We start from the raw sequence: 20511 nt of genomic DNA, 5'->3' as shown, positions 1-20511 counted from the left end.
ATGAAAGTAGAAATACCGTTACTCATACTTAGTTCTCTAGTTATTTTTTCTTACATCTTCGATCTCTTTGCACGCAAAACAAAGATACCCTCCATCCTGCTGCTGTTAGCTACTGGTATAGGTTTACAATTTGCAGCTTCCTATTTCGGTTTCACTACTGTAACTATTCAGAGAATACTTCCCCTGATGGGCACAGTCGGATTAATCCTGATTGTACTGGAAGGATCCCTTGAGTTAAAATTAAACAGCGAAAAGAAGACCCTCTTAAAACAATCTTTAGCAGCATCTTTTTTTATTTTACTTGGCACTACATTCGCAATAACCTTGCTGTTTTATTACCTCACTGAATCTTCCTTGCGGAGTGCTTTTATCAATGCCATACCTTTCAGCATTATTAGCTCTGCCATAGCTATACCTTCTGCTACCAGTTTACCTGCTGCGCGTAAAGAGTTTGTGGTTTACGAATCATCGCTTTCAGATATTTTTGGCATCATGCTATTTAATTTTGCCATCACAAATACCAATTACGGTTTCATGTCCTTCTCCAAACTGATTGGCGAAACTGTTATTATCACCTTACTCTCTGCAACCTTTTGTATTGCCCTTTTATACCTACTGTCTCGCATTACACATCGCCTGAAGTTTTTTCTGGTAATCTCTGTATTGGTGTTGGTGTATGCTTTCGGCAAATTCTACCACTTGTCATCATTGGTGATTGTGCTTGTATTCGGTTTATTCCTTAGCAACGCAACAGCTATACGCTCGACACTCTTTAGAAGGTTTTTTCTTTACAAGAATTATGAACAGGATCTTGAGCAACTTCATTTACTTTCCGGAGAATCGGCCTTTCTTGTGCGAACTTTCTTTTTCCTGATTTTTGGATTAAGCTTAGACCTGACTTCATTGATAAATACCCATGTTTTTCTAGCGGGCGCACTCATTGTTATACTGATTTATCTTGTCCGCCTGGTGTATCAAAAAACCTGGATGAAAAGTGCCACGATTACCGAATTACTCTTATCGCCTCGTGGATTAATCAGCATTTTACTTTTCATGAGTATCCCAGCAGACCAGCGTATTATTGAAGTTAGTGAGGGCGTTATGCTATTGGTTATATTGCTTACCAGTATTATTATGACAATTGGATTGTTAAGAGCTAAACCAGTTGAAAGCAATCCGTAAATAATTTTGTAAATTCGCTTTAAGATCAAAGTCATTACTTATGTATTACCACAAACTCGGCAATATCCCCTCGAAACGCCATACACAATTTCGCCAACCCGATGGCAGCCTATACAAAGAGGAACTGGTGAGTTCAGAGGGCTTCTCAAATATTTACTCTAACCTTTACCACATCAATGCACCAACCAGGATAAAAGGTATTATCAAACAAGAACCCTATGGCGCTAAACGTATTGACGATTACAGCCTTCGACAGACACATTTAAATACTTCTAAAGTAACTACTACTGGTAATGATTATCTCAGCGCACGCAAAGTGCTTTTGATGAACAATGATTGCTCTATCTCCATCTGCTCGCCTGTGCAACGTAAAATGGATTATTTTTATAAAAATGCTGAAGGCGATGAAGTAATCTACATACACGATGGTAAGGGTGTTTTAATTTCACAATTTGGAAAACTGGACATTCGCCAAGGTGATTATATAGTCATACCACGCACGGTTATTTATAAACTAGAATTTGAGGAAGGCCCTTTACGCTTACTCATCGTGGAATCAGCCTCCCCTATTGAAACACCCAACCGTTATCGGAATGAATTAGGTCAATTACTTGAACATGCTCCGTTTTGCGAACGCGATATCAGACCTCCACACGAATTAGTGACCGATAGAAGCAAGGGTGATTTTTTAATGAAGATTAAAAAGCAGGGTTATCTGCATCACTACATGTACGACTACAGTCCACTTGATCTTGTAGGTTGGGATGGCTTCTTATGGCCATATGCTTTTTCTATCTATGATTTTGAACCCATCACGGGCCGAATTCATCAACCACCTCCAGTGCACCAAACTTTTCAGGCGCGCAATTTTGTCATCTGTTCCTTCGTGCCTCGTTTATTCGATTATCATCCCCTCGCCATTCCAGCGCCTTACAATCACAGCAACATCGACAGTGATGAAGTGCTGTATTATGCTGAAGGCAATTTCATGAGTCGCAGAGGCATAGAGCGTGGCTCTTTTACACTACATCCTGGTGGTTTACCTCATGGTCCGCATCCCGGCACTGTAGAAAAAAGTATTGGCGCAAAAGAAACGCATGAACTTGCTGTTATGATTGACACCTTTAAACCACTCTACCTGACTACCGACTCTTTAGAATTTTTAGATAAAAATTATCCAATGAGTTGGACTGATCCTTCCACCGAACCTTATAATGAAGTGAATACACCATAACATCATGAAGCGGCTTTTCCCCTTTATCCTCTTTTGGTTTTTGGGCATTTTGTTTGGTAGCATCAGCGGTTACTACTATTTTTTTTACAAACAACTGCTGCAAGAAGGAAAAACTATTCAAGGTGTTGTTGTGCACTACTATCATGGGCGTGGTGAAAGAACTGCACCTATTATTGATTATACAGTAGAGGGTAAACGACTTGTGCATGAACATCAACCTGCCATTCGTGGAGGAAAGGAATTGTATCCACTGGGATCTACCGTAGAACTACTCTACATACCTGGAAGCCCTGAGAAGGTTGCCCTTAAAAGCGTTGTTGATACACAATGGCTTTTCTATGTTTTCTATGGGTCAATTATTCTGTTTCTTTTAGTCCCTTTATTCATTTTCATCTATATGCGGCTTAAGTAGTTGAATGCTTATTGTCGAAGCCTTCCCTGATCTCACCTTGTTTTAAAACCGATGCTAAATCTTTACCAGTCATTGCGCGGGGATACTGAATAATATTCGTGGTCTGAATAGTTCTATGTTTGTTCTCCTTGGTTTAAAAAACGTGGTTCATTCATATTCTGTTTATTTTTCTTCACTGTAAGTATCAGGATTTGCAGGATTACAGGATAAACAGGATTTATAGGAATGAAGGAAGAGGAAATCACTTATAAGATAATTGGGTGTGCTATGAAAGTTCACAACACCCTTGGCAATGGTTTTCAGGAAGTTATCTACCAACGATGTTTAGCAATCGAATTAGAACGCGCTCACTTAGGTTTTGGAAGAGAATTAGAGCAAATTATTTATTATGAAGGAATCAGCGAAGGCACAAGAAGAGCAGATTTCATTGTGGAGAACAGTATTGTTGTTGAAATAAAAGCAGTTATTAATCTTGAAGATGTACACCTTGCCCAAGCTAAAAATTATGCAGTCGCTTATGATATGGCAACCGGGTTGCTTCTTAACTTTGGCGCTAAAAGTTTGCAGTACAAGAAAATTTTTAATCCTAAGTATAACTCAGTCAAAAATCCTTTCAATCCTCAAATCAAGTAAATCCTGCCCCAGATTTTATGAATAGATCAAAAAACAACCCCTTAAATTCTTCGCAAGAAAAACCCTGTTAACCCCAACATCCAAAAAATCCCGATACAGATTATATGGATAGAGTAAAAAAACTCAAATACACCACAAACAAAATCCTGCTAATCCTTACATCCAACAAATCCTGATACTACTTCTTCTGCCTTACCAAAAAACCAAACACTGCCGCTGTAAAGAACATCAACAAACTATAAATAGCCGGGGGGACAGACATAGCAGAGTTATTCAACACATTTAAAGCAATGTAAATAGCGAGCGTACCATTGTGAATACCAATCTCCATACCAATAGCAATGGCCTGTTTCTTCTCTACTTTAAAAAACTGTGGTACATAATATCCGATGGCCATACTTAACACATTGAATAATAATATAGGCAAGCCCAACTCACCTGAATAATCAATCAATACTTGTTTCTCGCGGATAGTTACAGAAACAATTATAATCAGCAGTACTAAAGCTGATAAGATTTTTACCGGCTTATCCATGCGCAGTGCAAAAGCAGGCACCTTACTTTTAATAAGCATACCAATGGTGACGGGCACTAAAACAATAGCAAATACTTCTACTACTTTCTTGAATTGTATAGGTACATACTGACCTGAATCCAAAAAATAATCAAGTGAAAGATTTACTAACAACGGTAATGTGAATAAAGTAAGCACGCTGTTCACTGCCGTAAGTGTAATATTCAATGCCACATCTCCATTAGAGAGATGACTGTATAAATTTGCAGTAGCACCACCAGGAGAGGCAGCCAACAGCATTAAACCCACTGCCAATACAGGATTTAAATCAAAAACTACTACTAGCCCAAAGCACAACAAGGGCAAAAGTACCATCTGGCAAAACAAAGCGATGGTCATGGCCTTAGGGTACTTAGTCAGACGCTTAAAGTCTTCAATGGTTAAGGACAAGCCCAAGCCCAACATAATAATGCCAAGGGCGATCGGGAGGAATAAAGAGGTAAGATCGGACTGCTGCATAGGTAAATGGTTTAAGCTAAAATACTTATTTTATCGATGGTATCCTTAGCTTTGGGTTTACGTTATAAACATCATGCAGAAATTTTCTACCCCCATACAAATTCGTTGGTCAGATATTGATCAAAATAGACATCTGCGCCATAGTGTTTACTATGATTATGGAGCGATGGCCCGAATTGAATTCTTAAACAGCCATGGTCTTACTTCAGAAAAATTTGAAGAATTACACATGGGGCCAATCCTTTTTCGGGAAGAGGCGATTTTCAGAAGAGAAATTAAGTTTGGCGACAGTGTTAATGTTGATGTTGAATTGGTAAAAGCCAGTGCCGACTATGCAAGATGGAGTATGCGCCACAATTTTATCAAGCCTGATGGAACATTATCTGCTATTATTAATATTGATGGTGCCTGGATAAATATAGTGGAGCGTAAACTGGCAGTACCAACGCCTTTCATTCAAAATATTTTTAACGATTTACCCAAGTCAAAAGATTTTAGCATAATTGATTTAAGTAAAAAATAAACACTCAGCTTACAGCTAAGTTATACTATGTTAGAAGACTTCGATTTTCTTATTGGTCAGTGGAAAGTGATTAACAATCGTTTAAAAAACTGGATGTGCGATTGTAATGAATGGATACAATTTGAATCGCAACACATTGAAAAAAAACATAGTCTTGGTGCAGGTAATTTTGCTGTTCATCAATACGTTTTTAATCATGCCTTATACGAGCGAAGTGTGCTTAGAAAATTTAACGACAACTATCAATTCTGGGAAATTAACCGGATGGATCAAATGTCTGCCCTTGCCTTGCAATCACTAAAGGGAACTTTTTGGAAAAATAAAGGCTCTTTTATTTCCAGAGGCCTATTGCATGAGCAGGAAGTTTTAGTCTGGGCTGAATGGACAAAAGTGAATAGTAATTTTGCTTACTGGGAGCAATCCGTTTCCAACGACAATGGTGCCACCTGGGAATTAAACTGGATCATGGATTTTAAAAGAATACGTTAATGGAGTAATCATCTCTATAAAGTAACATGATCCACTTGATGAAGTTAATCGCGTAGCCTGAAGCTATACAAATAATAAAGGCCTGTAAGATTCCAGGCCTTTATTATTTTACAATGGAGTAGAGAAATTATTCTTATACTAATTCAGCAATGACTGTTTCTCCGCCAGTAGTTACATCGTTGATGTTAACTTTTACTTTTACATCGAGTGGTAAGTAAATATCTACACGCGAGCCAAACTTAATGAAACCAAACTCCTGACCTTGATCAAGTTTATCACCTTCTTTAACATACCACTTAATCCTACGCGCTAAAGCGCCTGCAATCTGTCTGAAGAGAACTTCTGTCCCTCCTTGCGTCTTTACCACAACGGTGGTGCGCTCGTTTTCAGTACTTGACTTAGGATGCCAGGCCACTAAATATTTTCCGGGATGATACTTAAAGTAGCTGATTGAACCCGCGGCAGGCATTCTGTTTACGTGCACATTAAAAGGCGACATAAAAATGGAAATCTGTTTGCGCTTACCTTTAAAGTATTCAGGTTCTTCTGCTTCCTCAATTACTACCACTTTACCATCTGCTGGTGCTATAATATGCTTAGCATTTTTAACAGTATTGCGTGATGGGTTTCTGAAAAACTGCAATACAATCAAGAAGAAAACCAAACCCACACCTGTAATTACATTTCTGATTATGTTCTGTCCCGGCAGGAAGTAATCAAAACCATAAATAATGGCTACTAAAATGATCAATAAAACAAATAGTAGGGTTCTTCCTTCGCGATGTATCATAAAAGTATAATATAAAATGTGGAATACGATTTAAAAAAGTACAGCAAGCCTTTCGACCTGCTGTACAAAATTAGAATATATCTTCAATTGTCAGTTATTCATTGACCCTTGAAAATCTACTTAATATCCTCCGCGGTACTTATAAGTCTTGGCTACTTTATCAATAGCCACCATATAAGCAGCAATACGCATAGGCACTTTATAGTCTTGTGACGTTTTATAAACGTTATTGAAAGCGTCTTTCATAATTCTATCACTTCTGCGGTTTACGCGATCGGCTGTCCACTTATATCCTAAGCGGTTTTGTACCCACTCGAAGTAAGACACTGTTACACCACCGGCATTTGCCAAAATATCAGGCACTACCATGATACCTTTCTCATTAATGATGGCATCCGCTTTAGATGAAGTAGGGCCGTTGGCACCCTCTACAATCAATTTTGCTTTGATATTCGGAGCATTAGTAGCGGTAATCTGATCTTCCATCGCTGCTGGTACGAGTACATCCACAGGCAATGTCAACAAATCATCGTTGCTGATTATGCTTGCTTCTGTAAAGCCTGCCAATGAACCCTTGTTAGCATCACGGTAAGCAACAGCTTTCTCAATGTCAATGCCTTTTTCATTGTAGTAAGCACCAGACACATCACTGATAGCCTGAATAATCAAACCGCGTTCGTGAAGCAAACGTGCTGCCCATGAACCTACGTTACCAAAACCCTGTACAGCACAAGTCGCTTTATAAGGGTTAATCTTCAATTTCTCCATTGCTGCCAAAGCAGTTACCATAACACCACGGCCGGTAGCTTCAGTACGACCCAAAGAGCCACCCATCACAATTGGTTTACCCGTAACCACCGCGTTAACTGTCATACCCTGTGTTTTAGAGTATTCATCCATTAACCAGGCCATTTCACGGGGCCCTGTACCCATATCAGGCGCAGGAATATCTTTATCAGGTCCGAAAATATCAATCATTGCACTGGTGTAAGCACGGGTTAAGCGTTCAATTTCACCAGCCGACATCGTACGTGGGTTGCAGGTGATACCACCTTTTGCACCACCATAAGGAATATCCACTACAGCACATTTCCAGGTCATCCAGGCAGCTAAAGCCTTCACCTCATCAATATTTACATGCTCATCATAGCGGATGCCACCTTTTGAAGGGCCCAGGATGGTTGAGTGGATAACACGGTAACCTTCAAATACCTGAATGTGGCCGCTATCCATCGTAACCGGGAGCGAGACAATGACCTGTTTGGCAGGGTTTTTTAATACGTTGTAAACTTCTTCTTCCAGACCTAACTTCTCCGATGCCACCTTAAAGCGTGACATCATGGCTTCAAACGGATTTTCCTTGTCTGCGAGTGGAGCCGGTTCTATATATCCCATAAAGTTTTATTGATTTTGAATTTTCTTGTGCTCAGTGTCTATTTTTAGCCCAGCGTTTTTTACGAATCCGCAAAGGTGCCGCAAAGATAGCAAAATACCATTTTCCACCTTAAGCAAACGTGTGAAAGCCTTTACAGTATTATTTGAAGACAATCATTTATTGGTGGTGAATAAGGCGGCTGGTATACTGGTTCAAGGGGATGCAACAGGCGACCGGCCTTTGGTAGAACTTTGTAAGGATTATATCGCAAAAAAGTATGACAAACCAGGGGCTGTATTTTTGGGGGTTGTGCACCGATTAGACCGCCCGGTAAGTGGTATTGTGGTATTGGCCAGAACCAGCAAGGCTTTGGAGCGTATGAATGAGCTTTTCCGGTCCAGGCAAACCAAAAAAACCTATTGGGCAATTGTGAAGAACAAACCCAGGCAAATCGAGGACACCCTCATTCACTGGCTTCAAAAAGACGAACGCAAGAATAAAACAACGGCTTTTAGCAAAGAAACTCCGGGAGCACTGCTTTCTGAGCTCAGTTATCGCCTTATAAAACCAGTGGCTGATCATTATTTATTGGAAGTAAATCCGGTAACAGGTAGGCCACATCAAATAAGGGTGCAGTTAGCCAGTATGGGTTGCGTTATCAGAGGAGATGTTAAATATGGCTATCCTATGGCTAATGAGGATGCATCCATTAATTTACACGCCAGAAAACTGTCCTTCATTCATCCCGTTAAAAAAGATTTAATCGAATTTGAGGCACCCTTGCCTGAAGAAGAATATTGGAATAAAGTATGAGTAAACCCTGGACTGAAAAGTTGAAAGAGCGTTGGCAGCTAAAAAGCGCCTGGCAAGTATTGGTGGTGCTTCTTGTATTTGCTTGTACTGGATTTACAGTGCTTTTTATCAAAAAACCAATTTTGCATTTTTTTGCCGGAGAAGCCGGTAGTAGCACACATGCAACGGTGCTTTACTATATTTTAATACTGCCTTTATACAATGTCATCTTGCTGATCTACGGTTTTATATTTGGTCAGTTTGAATTTTTCTGGGCATTTGAAAAACGATTCTTCTCACGCATCGTAAATTTATTCTCACGGAAGAAAAACTAAGCCCGTGGCACCATAGTAGTGTTGAATCGGAAATTGAATTATTTTAGCCCACAGTCACTTCTGTAAAGCTTTCTGTTTTAAAATAATGATCTGCGCAGCGCTGTACATCTTCAGCCTGTATAGCATTTACACGATTAATCATCTGTTGGTAATAATCGCCAGGTAAAGCATTGAGCAAAATGGTTTTAAACTTATCACCATGTGCAAAGGCTGTGGTAACTTCTGACTGAAGTGATCCGATAAAATGATTGCGTGCCGTTTCAAGTTCAGGACTACTCACAGGTTCTTGTGCGAGTTTTTCTAATTCTTTTTTGATCTCCACCATGGTGAGCTCACGATTCTCACGGTTTACATCTGCACCAATAATAAAGTATGATTCGCGCAAGAGCGGTTGTACTGATGAATAGATTCCATAAGTCAATCCTTTCTCTTCACGAATATTTTTCATCAGACGCGAACCAAAATAGCCGCCTAGTAAATGGGTGGTAAACAAGAGATCAAAAAAGTCAGGATGCTGGCGGTTGATGATGCGCCTGCCGTAGCGAATGGTGCTCTGAACACTTCCTTCTTTAATCCGATAGTCAGTTACAGCACCTGGCAGTACGAAAGACGCTTCCTTTTCTTTTGTTTCTCCAAACGGTAGTTGTTCAGCAAATGCTTTCAGCACCTGAAGCGTTTTGTCATTTATGTTGCCTGAGGCGATAATTTGAAAGTTGAAAAGAAAGTTTTTCAGGTAAGCAGTCAGTTGTTCTCTTTCTACCTGCCCAATGGCCTGTGCATCCAATTCTTTTCCATAGGGATGTTCACCAAAAATGGCTTTACGAAAATACTTACCCGCCAGGTAGCTGGTTTTCTCTTCGTTAACTTTCAGGTTTTGAAGTGAAATATTCTTTGAAAGCAATAATTCCTGCTCTGGAAAAATCGCTTCATGGATCATCTCTTCAACTACAGCCAATACTTCTTTTAAATTTCTGCTGAGTGAATATATAGTGATGGAAAAAAAATCATTACCGGCACTTACATCAAGGTGAGCACCATACGCATCAAATAAAGAAGCCAGCTGAAAACTGCTTTTAGTTTTTGTGCCTTTATCCAATTGACCTGCGGTAAAGTGGGCAGTGCCAGAAGATATTTCGTACCATTTTCCTGCTTTGGCAATCAACTCAACACGAACTACTTCTTGTGTTCCACCGCTAAGCACAAACAGGCTTGTTCCCTGAGCAGATTTGTATTGCTGTGGTGTAAGCAGTGTTAAAACAGTATTTTTTTTAAAGGGAGGTGCTTGGGTTCTGTCGAGCATGTTTTAGTCAGTTACCGACTCATTCAGCGCAGACTGAACTTCCGGCATCTGTAGCATTAAAGTAAAACGAATAGTTTCCGCCAAGGCATTCTCGCGGCCATTAGTAGGTGCAAGATAAGCCACATCCAAACCAAAATTATTTTTGCGAAAACCCAGACCAACGGTTAGATATTTTCTGTTGCCCTTGTCTTCGCTTTCATGGAAGTAACCCAGACGTCCGGCAAATACTGCGTTATACCAATACTCAATACCTACTGATGTTGTGATCTCTTTCATTTCTTCACCAAAGCCATCGGGTGCATCCGAGAAAGATCCAAACATGCCACTGAGTAAAGCTCTGTCGTCATCTCTGCCTGCAATAATATTGCCTTGTTGATCGCGAATAGGAGGAGTGGGCACCATTAGTTTGTTGAAATCAAGCAGAAAAGTAATGGAGTTAAATGGATCAAGTTCTGTTTTAAAAGCCGAACCTATTCGAAGATTAACCGGAAGGAAGTTGGTGTTATTCGCATCTGAATAGGAGATTTTAGCACCTATGTTGGAGATCACAGCACCTAGGGAAAGCTGAGAAAGTTTAGCGCTTTGTAATGCTTTGGTATAATAAACGCCTGCATCCACAGCTACACTTTGGCCGGGTTTGGCATCAAAAGTTGTGCTCTGAAACTGACCTGTAAGGTTGGAGTAAATATATCTGCCCGTAAGACCCACACTAAAATTTTCTGATAAAAGACGAGAATAGGTAGCATCAATAGCTACATCACGTGGATTGTAATCACCCAGCGATTGGTTATTAGCATCTCTGAAAAAAACCTCCCCCATGTTAAAATATTTCATGGATACAGCAATCACCTCCTCAAAGCCAAGCTTGTAAAATCCGGACAGGTAAATGATATCCATATCGTTTACAATTTTGCCTAACCACGGTGTATAAGACAGGGAACCGCCATAGGCGCTTTTAATATGAACCAGTTTACCCGGATTCCAATAGGCTGCGTTGGCATCTGCTGATGAGGCTACCCCCGCTTCACCTAAACCGGCATGGCGTGCATCAGGCGTGATCGTCAGAAAGGGCGCAGACGTTGTAATTACATTCGGGCCGGAAGAGCCGGTAACCGTTTGCGCTAAAACTGAACCTGCAAATGAAAAAACGGAGATTGCAGCAATTAGATATTTCATTAGAAATGGGTTCTAAACTCAAAGATAATCAATTCAATATAATAAGCTTGGCTTGGGCACTTGCCTGTCGGCCACTTGTTTCAGAACGTAAAAACAGTCTGGCAATATATACACCAGCCTTTAAATCATTGCGCTTTAAAGTGGCAAGGTCTACCCGGAAGGCACTATTTTCAGTAAGAAAAGTCTCGCTGAAAATTTGATCTCCCTGTGGGCTGTATATCACAATTTGTGCAGATACATCCTCACCGGCTGTATTATGGGTAAAAAACAAGGTGCTCTCTATGGAAAAGGGGTTGGGGTAATTTCCAAATGCTTCGATAACCATGTTATTGCCGTCACTCACCACAAAGTCAACTGTAGCCTCACCCGGATTATTGTAGGTGTCCCAAGCCATGACCTTAAGTCGATGTTTACCGGGCTTTATATCGCGTAGCGGAAAAACTACTGTGCCCTTTGTGAAATCATTTACGTCAGCCAAAAAATAATCGCCTAATTCATAAATAGCTTCATCATCCAGCACGGCCACTAAGTCATTGCCAATACCATAATTTGAAATAGTAATACCGCTCTCATCACGTATCCTTACAACCAGGCGACTATCCGTAGAAACAATGCCACCATTCACAAAGGTGGTGTCATTCATAAATGCAGTAAGCTGTGGAGCTTGTTCATCGTTGGCCGAAATGGCAGCCGATCCCCCCACCGGCATAGTAGCAAGGCCAGCCGCAGTTCTGTTCTCCGCTTTGGCAAACAAACTTATCCTTCCCTCACCCAGGGCATAGGCAATATTTTTGGGTACAATAAAACTGAATTCGAATAATCCAGCCTCAACACGAGCCTGGCCCTTAAAAAGCAAAGAAGACCATTGCTTGTAATTGAAAGGTGGATTCTCATCACCCAGAGTTCGTAGTGAAGCAGCCTTATCGTAAACGGCCGCTTCTACAATTCCTGTAAAGTTTTCATCGGCCTGCCCCGGTGCACCTTCCACATATCCCTTTACTGTTACATGAGATAATGCTTGCAGTGTAGGTACTGCCTGATCCGTTGTTATCGATTCAATTTTTATAGATGATTGCGGCAAGGCAAGGTGCATTGACGGATCTCCGAGTAAAGAAAAATTTCTGTTCGACACCCCACTGGTTGAATTGTTTTTTGTGTCCTTGAAAATTTCCCCCAATGTTCTGAAGTTTCCGTTTTCCCGCTGGAGAAAGGCTTCATAAAAAGCTTTGTTCAAGTCAAAGTTGGTGCTGGAATTAACCGGGCGTGCTGTTGTAACAAGACCAATAACACCATACTTTTCGCGTAAGAGAATAACTTCTGCCGCAGACCGAACCTGTACATCATCATGTCGACCAAATTCACAGGTGGCCGTTACTAAAAATGGTAATTGCTCATTCCTTAACTCGAGAATCATTAATTCATCAAAAACTTTTTCTTGTGCCCACTGGTATTCATTTCCATGCCCCGTGTAATTAATAATTAGGGCGCCTTTATCAAAAATATTTTCAATAGCTATCCCGGCATCAGGTGCAATTTGTCCGGCAGGGCGAGAAATCTGAGCGTAGTTGTCGATGTATATTTTTTCGGCATTGAATACAGAATTATTGATATCCTCCGCCTGGGCTGCCAGTAAATCAGCTTGTGCCTGGTGCACATTAAAGTCACCATCATCTGCAACAAAAGCAATTCGGCTCTGCCAACTTCCCCGGGCATCCGGTTTTGTTTCGTAATCAATAATTTTATCGACAATATATTTTGCCTGTATGGCCTCCTTGATGGGTAAGCGACCTACTGCAATATCCAGTGTTTCGTTGCATGAGAAACATTCACGCCACTCACCTTCATGTGTTTCCAGTAAACCATAAAAATCATCAGATGAATATGTTTCAAGGGGGCTTACCGAGTTGCGTGAAGTGTAGGTGAACACGCGGTTTGTGTTATTAGGTAAAATATTTTTGTAATCATATGTGCCTTTTCCAAAAAGTAAAAGACTTTTAAATGTTTGCGGATATCTATCCTTCAGCAGCCTGGCATAATCGCGTATGGCACTTACATCAGGTCTGCCTCCCGAAAACTCGTTGTATATCTGATTAACGGTTGCCACTTCAACCGCTATGCCTGAGTGGGCAGTACGGTGTGCAGCCAGACGCAATGCTTCGTTTTTCAATTCATCATCAGTTACAATCAGCAGATGAAGTGCTGCACTGCCGTGTAGGTTTTGGTTTTGAATACGAACAGGTGTTTCTGCATTTAGTGGCTGATTAAAAGCAAAAAACTCGCGAAGTGTAGTGGTGTGGGCGGTAAAACTTGCTGTATTTCCTGCAAGCTGAACAGCATAAGCTGCAATAGAAGCAGGTGCTGTTACATCCCATACTTGTGTATTGTTGTTACTTTTTTCAAGCACAAAACGTGAAGTGCTTTGATTCAGGCTTTGCGCAGCACGAAAGGAGGTCTGATCGTTATACACAGCCAGCTTGCGCGTAAAATGTATATTGAAAAAATCCAGATGACCATAGGCACTGGCACTGCCATTTCTGGTAAAGCGATAGGTAAATCGTTGTGACGTGCGGTCTGCAACGCCATGGCTATTGGCATTCAATAAGAAAGTATCTCGCTTGTGTCTGGCTTTTAAACCATATTGCGAATTGGGCACGGCATCAATTAACTGCGTGCCCACTTCCTGATCATTTATTTTTATGGCAAAAGTAGATCCTGCCAGCGAATAAGCTACCACATCCGAAACAAGTTTTATCGTGCTTCCTGCAACAATACCTTCTATGTTTAGGCTTACGGTTTGCTCCACATTGTTCTCAAATCGCTCCCCAAACCACTCTCTGCCAGATTTTAAAATATTGGTATTGGTTAATTCATGATGAACCACATCCTGGTATTCTGTAACATCAACGGTGGCTTCCGGGCTTTCTGCTTGTTGTATTCTTTTGCCCGGCTGGCCGCCAAAGGTCAGGAATGCATAATTTTTATCGGCATAGAGGTTGTGCTCATAATAAAAAATTTGTTTGGTTTGATTGTAGTAACGCTGATCTGCCCCTTGAGCATAAAACAGAACCAGGTCTGAATTATTGAATACACCATCGCTTTCACCCTGTACTGCAATAGCGGATTCTAAAAGATCGTTGGGTCTTTCAATTGCATTAGACTGGGGCAACATGCCGCCAGGGTTTGAATATAATTTAATTGTTCTCGGATCAACTTTGTCAATATCTACACCTGCACTTTTGAGTTGAGCATAGGTGATTTTATAAACCCCTGTTTTGGAAACGGGAATTTTAAGCCATGTGCCTTCACTCAATACTGAGGATTGTGCCAACAAAGGATTTACCCACCCACAAAAAGCGGTAAAAGCTGCACAAAACACTATTGATTTTAGGTTAAGCAATGGCTATAGACTTAGGTTATACTTTTTTTCCAACAAGACCCCAACTAGCTGCTAACGAAAGCAGCACATATAATAGTATAATTACTGGCAAAGAAGATTTGTTTAAAAACACAATTAAAAGAAGCGCCAGACCTAAAAAGGCAAAGCGCAACTCGTTGCCTTGCCAGGCAAAATTTTTGAACTTCAGGGCAAAAAGCTCAATTTCTGCCACCAATAACAATGAAAAAATAAGAATGATAATAATAAGCACCCATGGCTGTTGAGTAAATGCCAGTATATTTTCGGGTAAAAAAGGCAGTGCTGTTAAAAACAAGGCATTGGCTGGTGTTGGCAAACCAATAAAGGAGGTAGTCTGACGCTCATCAATATTAAATTTAGCCAGGCGAAGTGCTGAAAAAATAGCAATGGTAAAGGCTATGAATGGGAGGTAGGCATGATCACTCTGACTGTTTAACCAGCTATACATCATCACAGAGGGTAATACACCAAAACTTACCATATCCGCCAATGAATCCAATTCCTTGCCAATAGGTGAACTCGCTTTTAACCAACGGGCGGCAAAACCATCAAAAAAATCAAAAACACAGGCTGCCCATACAAAATAAGCTGCCGGCACTGGATAGCCCTCAAGAACAAACACAATACCCACACAGCCGCAAAGCAGGTTAAGACAGGTAAGTGAATTAGGAATATGCTTTAATAACTTCATTTTGCAATGGCACAAAAAGGGTTGTGCGTTTTTTCGTATCCTATGGTTGTTTCCGAGCCATGGCCTGGATAAACCGTAACATTATCGGGTAAAGTAAACAGTTTGGTATGTATACTTTTGATCAAAGTATCGAAGTTGCCACCGGGCAAATCTGTTCGGCCAATACTTTCTCTGAAAAGCACATCGCCTCCAATAAGAATAGCCTGCTTGGCAATATAGAAAGCAACATGTGCAGGGGAGTGTCCGGGTACTGACAAAATCTGAATCATCTCTCCGCCTAAACTTAAGTAAGTGGTTTCTGTCAAATACCCAGTCGGTTCTGCCTCCTGGTATTGTTGAAATCCATAATTGGGTGCATATGCTTTCACAGCTTTCAGTACTGCCTCTTCTCCAGCCGGAATAAAAAGGGGTGCTTTGAAAGTGCTTGTTGCGAAATAGTTACCCAGCACATGATCTATGTGACAATGCGTGTTTAATACCTGTAATACCTTAAGCTTCTCTGTCTGAATAAAATTGACGAGTTCTTCTTGTTCCTCTTTGTAATAACAACCCGGATCGATGATGAGGCATAGTCCGTTAGCATCGTAAAGAACGCAGGTGTTCTCTGCTAAATCGTTGAAAGTAAATCGTTGAAGTTTCAGCATAATTGATGACCGCAAGTTAGGCATTGCAGAAGAGTTAACAATAAAGCTATTTTGCAAGGTGAGCGAAAAAAAGATTGTTGATTATTTAATTGTTGGTAGCGGTTTGGCCGGAAGTGTGCTGGCTTTTATGCTAGATCAGCAGGGTAAGCGTGTAATGCTTATTGGCAACAAGCATAATCATTCCTCCATTGTTGCTGCCGGGTTGTTTAATCCTATCACCGGCAAGGTGCTTTCTAAAACATGGAAAGCAGAGGAGATTTTTAATCAATTGCATAACTTTTATACTTCGGCAGAAAGCGTAAGCGGGAAACAATTCTTTCATCCCATGCCTATTTACAGACCATTTCTTTCCATAGAAGAACAAAATGAATGGATGGGGAGAAGTGCATCACCCGACTGGTCCGTTTTTATAGAAAAAATCTATACAAAAAGTGCAGCATGGCAGGGCGTTAAAGATCCTTTCGGAGGCCTTTTACTCAGGCAGACAGGCTTTCTGGATACCAATACTTTCATGGATGCCATCCGGAATTATTTTAGTCAGAAACAACAATTTCTGGAGACCTCGCTGGATTTTGATAGGCTAAGTATTACAGCAGATTCAATCAATTATGAGCAATATGTGTCAGAGAAGATAATTTTTTGCGAGGGCACGCATGCCTTACAAAATCCATATTTCAACTGGCTGCCTATACGCCCCTTAAAAGGAGAAACATTAACGGTACAAACGCCTCTTCCTGACAAAGTAATTATTAACCGTGGCGTTTACGGGGTGCCTTTAGCAAAAGGTATTTTCAAACTCGGTGCAACCTATGAAACCCGGGATTTATCGCCAGCCACCACCACCAAAGGGCTGGAAGAATTAAAGGAAAAATTTAAGGAAATTGTATCTCTCCCCTACCTTGTGGTAAATCAGGAATGGGGCTATAGACCCACTACTCCAGACAGAAGGCCCATAATCGGTGAACATCCTGAGTATAACAAGGTTATGGTATGCAACGGACTGGGCACAAAAGGGGTAAGTCTGGCACCATTTGTAGCCAGGCTATTGACTGAATTTTTAGTTAAGGGAATACGTTCTGAGATATACGATGTGGTGGACGTAAGTCGTTATTATTCTTTATATTGGAAGGCTGTACACAAGAGATGAAAAAACGTTTTTTACTCCTAGGTTTCTTTTTATTGTTGGCGCTGGGCAGTGCTTTTGCCCAGCAATCGCGCGAAAGTTTTGGTAAAAATCGCTTTCAGTATCGCCCTTTCGATTGGCAATACATTAGCGGTGAGAATTTTGACATTTACTATTACGATCTTCGCAAGGGCAACGCCACGGAGGCACTCACCTTTCTGGAATCAGAGTTTGATCGCATTACGGATCTGATCGGCTTCCCTCCTTACTTTAAAACCAAAGTTTTTTTATACAACTCCCTTACCGATTTGCGTCAGAGCAATGTGGGCCTGAACCATACTGCCCTTAAAGTTGGGGGTGAAACAGAGTTTATTAAGCCTTATATCGAGGTTGCTTATACAGGTACTGCTCAGGAATTCAAAGAAGAACTGCTCTTCAAAACATCGGAGTTGTTAATTAACGAAATGATGTACGGTGGCAATTTGAAAGACATCTTTCAGAACGCTCTTTTACTAAACCTGCCCGAATGGTTTGTTCAGGGTGCCATTCATTATGTTGCCAAGGGCTGGAATGCTGAGATGGATGATTTTGTACGCGATCTTGTACAAACCAAAAAGGCACAACGCTTCACTAAACTATCAGGTAAAGAGGCCGCGCTTGCCGGACAATCTTTCTGGAATTTTATTGCCGAAAAATATGGCAAAAGCAGTGTACATAATATTCTTAATTATACCAGGGTAACGCGCAACGAAGAAAAAAGTCTGCTGATCACTTTAGGTATTAGTTACAAAAGACTCATGAATGAGTGGGAGGCTTATTATAAAAAAATGGCAGATCAGGCCAACAACTCGTATGTAGTCGCTCCAAAAAACAATCAGTTTACCAAACAACCACAACGCACTGTCTATTACACATCTGTGAAAGTTAGTCCGGATGGCCGACATGTGGCCTATGCAGAGAATGACAGGGGCAGGTTTTCAATTACCGTAAAATCATTAGAAAATGGTAAGGAGAAAAATATTTTGCGCGGTGGCACTCAGGTAATTGGTCAACGGGTGGATTACACTGTTCCACTGATCGGCTGGTCTGATGCCAACACACTTGGTGTTATCGGTGTGAAGCAGGGAGAGTATTGGTTCTGGCTATATGATCTCACCACACAATCTAAGCTGCCACGCCAGCTCGATAAGTTTAATAACATCCGAAGCATTAGCTTCTCCGCCAACGGAAGACTTGCGATTATGAGTGCAGACTTTGAAGGCAAGAACGACCTTTACCTGCTTAGCACCAGACGTGACAGAACACGCAGACTCACCAACGATACTTTTGATGACCTTGATCCGTCTTTTATTCCCGGAACTAACCGCATCGTTTTTTCTTCCAACAGGCCTGATGATTCCTTGCAAACCGGAAGAAAAGTGCCTTTGTCTCAACTTACCAATCAATATAATTTATTCATGTACGATCTTGACAGTACAAGAAATAATTTAACGCGCATTACTAATACCTTAAGTAAAGATTTTGCTCCGCAAGCACTGAACAGTAACGTTTTCTATTACCTGAGCGATCAAAGAGGTATCATTAATTTATTCAAGTTCGATAGAACAACGGGTATCTATTCGCAAATATCAAATTATAGTTCAAGCATTATTAACTATGATTTAAACATTGAAAACAGAACACTTGCTTTTGTTACCAGCAAAAGTCTTGAGCAAAACATCTATGTCGATAAGGCTTTTGATTTTAACCGACAAGTTTTCACACCTTCTACCAGAAGAAAAGAATTACTGCAGGCACGCACCATTCGCGAAAGAAAGGTAGCTACTGAGAACAAAAACATGAGCGTAAAGGAATTACTGAACGCCCGTCTCAAAGCAGCCTCAAGTGATACAACCAGTATTGTTGTGGATGTAAATGATTCATTGTCGGCTAAAACAGACAGTATTAGCGTAAACCTGGATAAAAATCCCGTGTTAGCTAAAGACACCACGCCTGTTGTTGTAAAAGAAAAGCCCCTCAACACAGATGACTACACTTTCGAAGATGAAGTGATAAAAAAAGAACCAACTACTACAGAAAGTTTCTTAAGTCGTTATGCACGTGCACGTGAACGTGAACGCGTTACCGGCCCATTCCCCTACGACCCTAAATTCAGTGCAAGCAATCTTGTAACCTCGCTAGTGATTGATCCTTTGCGTGGATTGGGCATACAACTGGAAACACAAATGAACGATATGCTGGAGAACTATCGCATCTATGGTGGTGTGATGCAATCTTTCGATTTTAAAAGTGGTGATGTCTTTGGGGAATTTCAATACTTACCATTTTACATAGATTTCAGTGCCCGATTTGACAGAAAGGTTATCTATTGGGAAACACCACCCTCCATTGATAACAGCACACCTGATAACTACAACTACTCTTTAAATAAGCTGGAGTTCGGTGCCTCATTGCCGTTAAACGATAGAACACGTTTTACAGTAAAACCTTTTGCAACCCTGGCGCGGTCTGTTAATATTGGCCCTAGTGGCCTAGGTCAAAATTCACCAACAGCTGCTCCGTTGAATGTCTACTATGGTGGTGTGAAGTCAGAATTAATTTATGATAATTCTATTATGACTGGCTCAAATCTTATTGAGGGCTCAAGAGGTAAAATTACTTTTACACACCACGAAAATTTTGGCAACAGTCAGCTCAGCTTTAGTCAGATATCGGCTGATGTAAGACATTACCAAAAACTTTATAAAGAGATTGTTTTGGCTGTTCGCGGATTTGGTGGGAGCTTCTTTGGTAATGCACCCAAGCAATACTTATTAGGTGGTATGGACAATTGGGCGTTTAATCGCTCACGCACCGGAGGCAGCAGCGCAACAGGGCAGGTAAATCCTTTAGGCGCACAGGGGCAGAATCAGGAATTGCTTTTTGTCGAATATGCCACCAGTTTGCGCGGATTTAATTATGCCACCTTGTTTGGCAACACTGTGCTGTTGGCAAATGCAGAACTGCGTGTACCATTGGTGCGCGCGCTAAGCGATGGACCCGTTGCCTCTAACTTCTTCAGAAACCTGCAACTTACAGCCTTCTATGACATTGGTACCAGCTGGTCAGGAGAAGCTCCTTTCTCATCAGGCAATAGTGTTAGTTACGAAGTAATCAAACAGCCGCCATTTGAGATTGAAATCAAGAATTACCTGAATCCATGGCTGTACAGCTACGGTTTTGGTATGCGTTCTGTTATTCTGGGGTATTACATGAAGTTTGACTTTGCCTGGCCGGTGGAGAACTTCGAACGTCAGGATCCCAGGCTGTTTATAACGCTTGGTTACGATTTTTAAGCATACACTATCATAGTTGTTCATTGCCG

At 41.0% G+C, this 20511-nt stretch carries 18 protein-coding genes; 10 read left to right on the top strand and 8 right to left on the bottom strand.

Translation table 11 applies throughout. The features are described from left to right. The 4 genes from ACO1XM_RS13000 to ACO1XM_RS12985 all read left to right on the top strand — a co-directional run bounded on the left by ACO1XM_RS13000 (position 1) and on the right by ACO1XM_RS12985 (position 3461). Complete coding sequence (locus tag ACO1XM_RS13000; RefSeq protein ID WP_486229634.1) at positions 1–1182, top strand: cation:proton antiporter domain-containing protein; 1182 nt, start codon at positions 1–3, stop codon at positions 1180–1182. A gap of 40 nt (positions 1183–1222) precedes the next feature. After that, the gene (locus tag ACO1XM_RS12995; protein WP_486229632.1) at positions 1223–2416 is read left to right on the top strand and encodes a homogentisate 1,2-dioxygenase; all 1194 of its coding nucleotides are present in this window, start codon (positions 1223–1225) and stop codon (positions 2414–2416) included. A 4-nt stretch (positions 2417–2420) separates the two neighbouring features. Next, a complete protein-coding gene (locus ACO1XM_RS12990; RefSeq protein ID WP_486229630.1) occupies positions 2421–2828 on the top strand; it encodes a DUF3592 domain-containing protein in 408 nt (135 codons plus the stop codon). A 225-nt stretch (positions 2829–3053) separates the two neighbouring features. Further along, positions 3054–3461 carry a GxxExxY protein gene (locus ACO1XM_RS12985; RefSeq protein WP_486229628.1) on the top strand — a complete coding sequence of 136 codons (408 nt, stop codon included), beginning with the start codon at positions 3054–3056 and terminating at the stop codon, positions 3459–3461. A gap of 178 nt (positions 3462–3639) precedes the next feature. Here the strand turns inward: ACO1XM_RS12985 and ACO1XM_RS12980 are convergent, their stop codons facing one another. Then, positions 3640–4494, bottom strand: coding sequence for a bile acid:sodium symporter family protein (locus tag ACO1XM_RS12980; RefSeq protein WP_486229626.1), 855 nt, complete (start codon positions 4492–4494; stop codon positions 3640–3642). Between the two features lie 73 nt (positions 4495–4567). Here ACO1XM_RS12980 and ACO1XM_RS12975 point away from each other — a divergent pair, with 73 nt between their 5' ends. Together ACO1XM_RS12975 and ACO1XM_RS12970 are read left to right on the top strand one after the other, a co-directional pair. Then, entirely contained in the window at positions 4568–5017 is a 450-nt protein-coding gene (locus ACO1XM_RS12975; protein ID WP_486229624.1) for an acyl-CoA thioesterase, read from the top strand. 27 nt (positions 5018–5044) lie between these two features. Beyond that, on the top strand, positions 5045–5506 hold the full coding sequence (locus ACO1XM_RS12970) for a hypothetical protein (protein WP_486229622.1): 462 nt from the start codon (positions 5045–5047) through the stop codon (positions 5504–5506). A 133-nt stretch (positions 5507–5639) separates the two neighbouring features. Here ACO1XM_RS12970 and ACO1XM_RS12965 read toward each other — a convergent pair whose 3' ends face one another. Together ACO1XM_RS12965 and ACO1XM_RS12960 are read right to left on the bottom strand one after the other, a co-directional pair. Continuing rightward, positions 5640–6296: a phosphatidylserine decarboxylase family protein gene (locus tag ACO1XM_RS12965; RefSeq protein WP_486229620.1), complete on the bottom strand. Its 657-nt coding sequence runs from the start codon at positions 6294–6296 to the stop codon at positions 5640–5642. A 120-nt stretch (positions 6297–6416) separates the two neighbouring features. Beyond that, the gene (locus ACO1XM_RS12960) at positions 6417–7691 is read right to left on the bottom strand and encodes a Glu/Leu/Phe/Val family dehydrogenase (RefSeq protein WP_486229618.1); all 1275 of its coding nucleotides are present in this window, start codon (positions 7689–7691) and stop codon (positions 6417–6419) included. Positions 7692–7812: 121 nt separating this feature from the next. On the opposite strand from ACO1XM_RS12960, the gene ACO1XM_RS12955 reads away from it, so the two are divergent. Both ACO1XM_RS12955 and ACO1XM_RS12950 read left to right on the top strand, forming a co-directional pair. Next, positions 7813–8484 carry an RluA family pseudouridine synthase gene (locus tag ACO1XM_RS12955; protein ID WP_486229616.1) on the top strand — a complete coding sequence of 224 codons (672 nt, stop codon included), beginning with the start codon at positions 7813–7815 and terminating at the stop codon, positions 8482–8484. Further along, a complete protein-coding gene (locus ACO1XM_RS12950; RefSeq protein ID WP_486229614.1) occupies positions 8481–8798 on the top strand; it encodes a DUF6787 family protein in 318 nt (105 codons plus the stop codon). Before ACO1XM_RS12955 ends, ACO1XM_RS12950 begins: the two co-directional genes overlap by 4 nt. Positions 8799–8841: 43 nt before the next feature. Here the strand turns inward: ACO1XM_RS12950 and ACO1XM_RS12945 are convergent, their stop codons facing one another. From ACO1XM_RS12945 to ACO1XM_RS12925, 5 genes are read right to left on the bottom strand one after another with little or no spacing between them, the layout of a single operon-like run. Continuing rightward, a complete protein-coding gene (locus ACO1XM_RS12945) occupies positions 8842–10098 on the bottom strand; it encodes a M16 family metallopeptidase (protein WP_486229612.1) in 1257 nt (418 codons plus the stop codon). 3 nt (positions 10099–10101) lie between these two features. Then, entirely contained in the window at positions 10102–11274 is a 1173-nt protein-coding gene (gene porV, locus ACO1XM_RS12940) for a type IX secretion system outer membrane channel protein PorV (RefSeq protein ID WP_486229609.1), read from the bottom strand. 28 nt (positions 11275–11302) lie between these two features. Then, positions 11303–14671: a type IX secretion system sortase PorU gene (gene porU, locus ACO1XM_RS12935; protein WP_486229607.1), complete on the bottom strand. Its 3369-nt coding sequence runs from the start codon at positions 14669–14671 to the stop codon at positions 11303–11305. A gap of 16 nt (positions 14672–14687) precedes the next feature. After that, complete coding sequence (gene pssA, locus ACO1XM_RS12930; RefSeq protein WP_486229605.1) at positions 14688–15380, bottom strand: CDP-diacylglycerol--serine O-phosphatidyltransferase; 693 nt, start codon at positions 15378–15380, stop codon at positions 14688–14690. Further along, positions 15377–16024, bottom strand: coding sequence for an MBL fold metallo-hydrolase (locus ACO1XM_RS12925; RefSeq protein ID WP_486229603.1), 648 nt, complete (start codon positions 16022–16024; stop codon positions 15377–15379). Before ACO1XM_RS12925 ends, pssA begins: the two co-directional genes overlap by 4 nt. 58 nt (positions 16025–16082) lie before the next feature. Between ACO1XM_RS12925 and ACO1XM_RS12920 the strand changes: the two genes are divergently transcribed. Then, positions 16083–17171, top strand: coding sequence for an NAD(P)/FAD-dependent oxidoreductase (locus tag ACO1XM_RS12920; protein ID WP_486229600.1), 1089 nt, complete (start codon positions 16083–16085; stop codon positions 17169–17171). Beyond that, entirely contained in the window at positions 17168–20482 is a 3315-nt protein-coding gene (locus ACO1XM_RS12915) for a TolB family protein (RefSeq protein WP_486229598.1), read from the top strand. The genes ACO1XM_RS12920 and ACO1XM_RS12915 overlap by 4 nt, the downstream gene beginning before the upstream one ends. Positions 20483–20511 lie beyond the last annotated feature (29 nt).

The organism is Chryseotalea sp. (assembly GCF_057350905.1).
The sequence above is the reverse complement of the archived record's forward strand: the minus strand, read 5'-3'. Positions and strand labels throughout refer to the sequence as shown.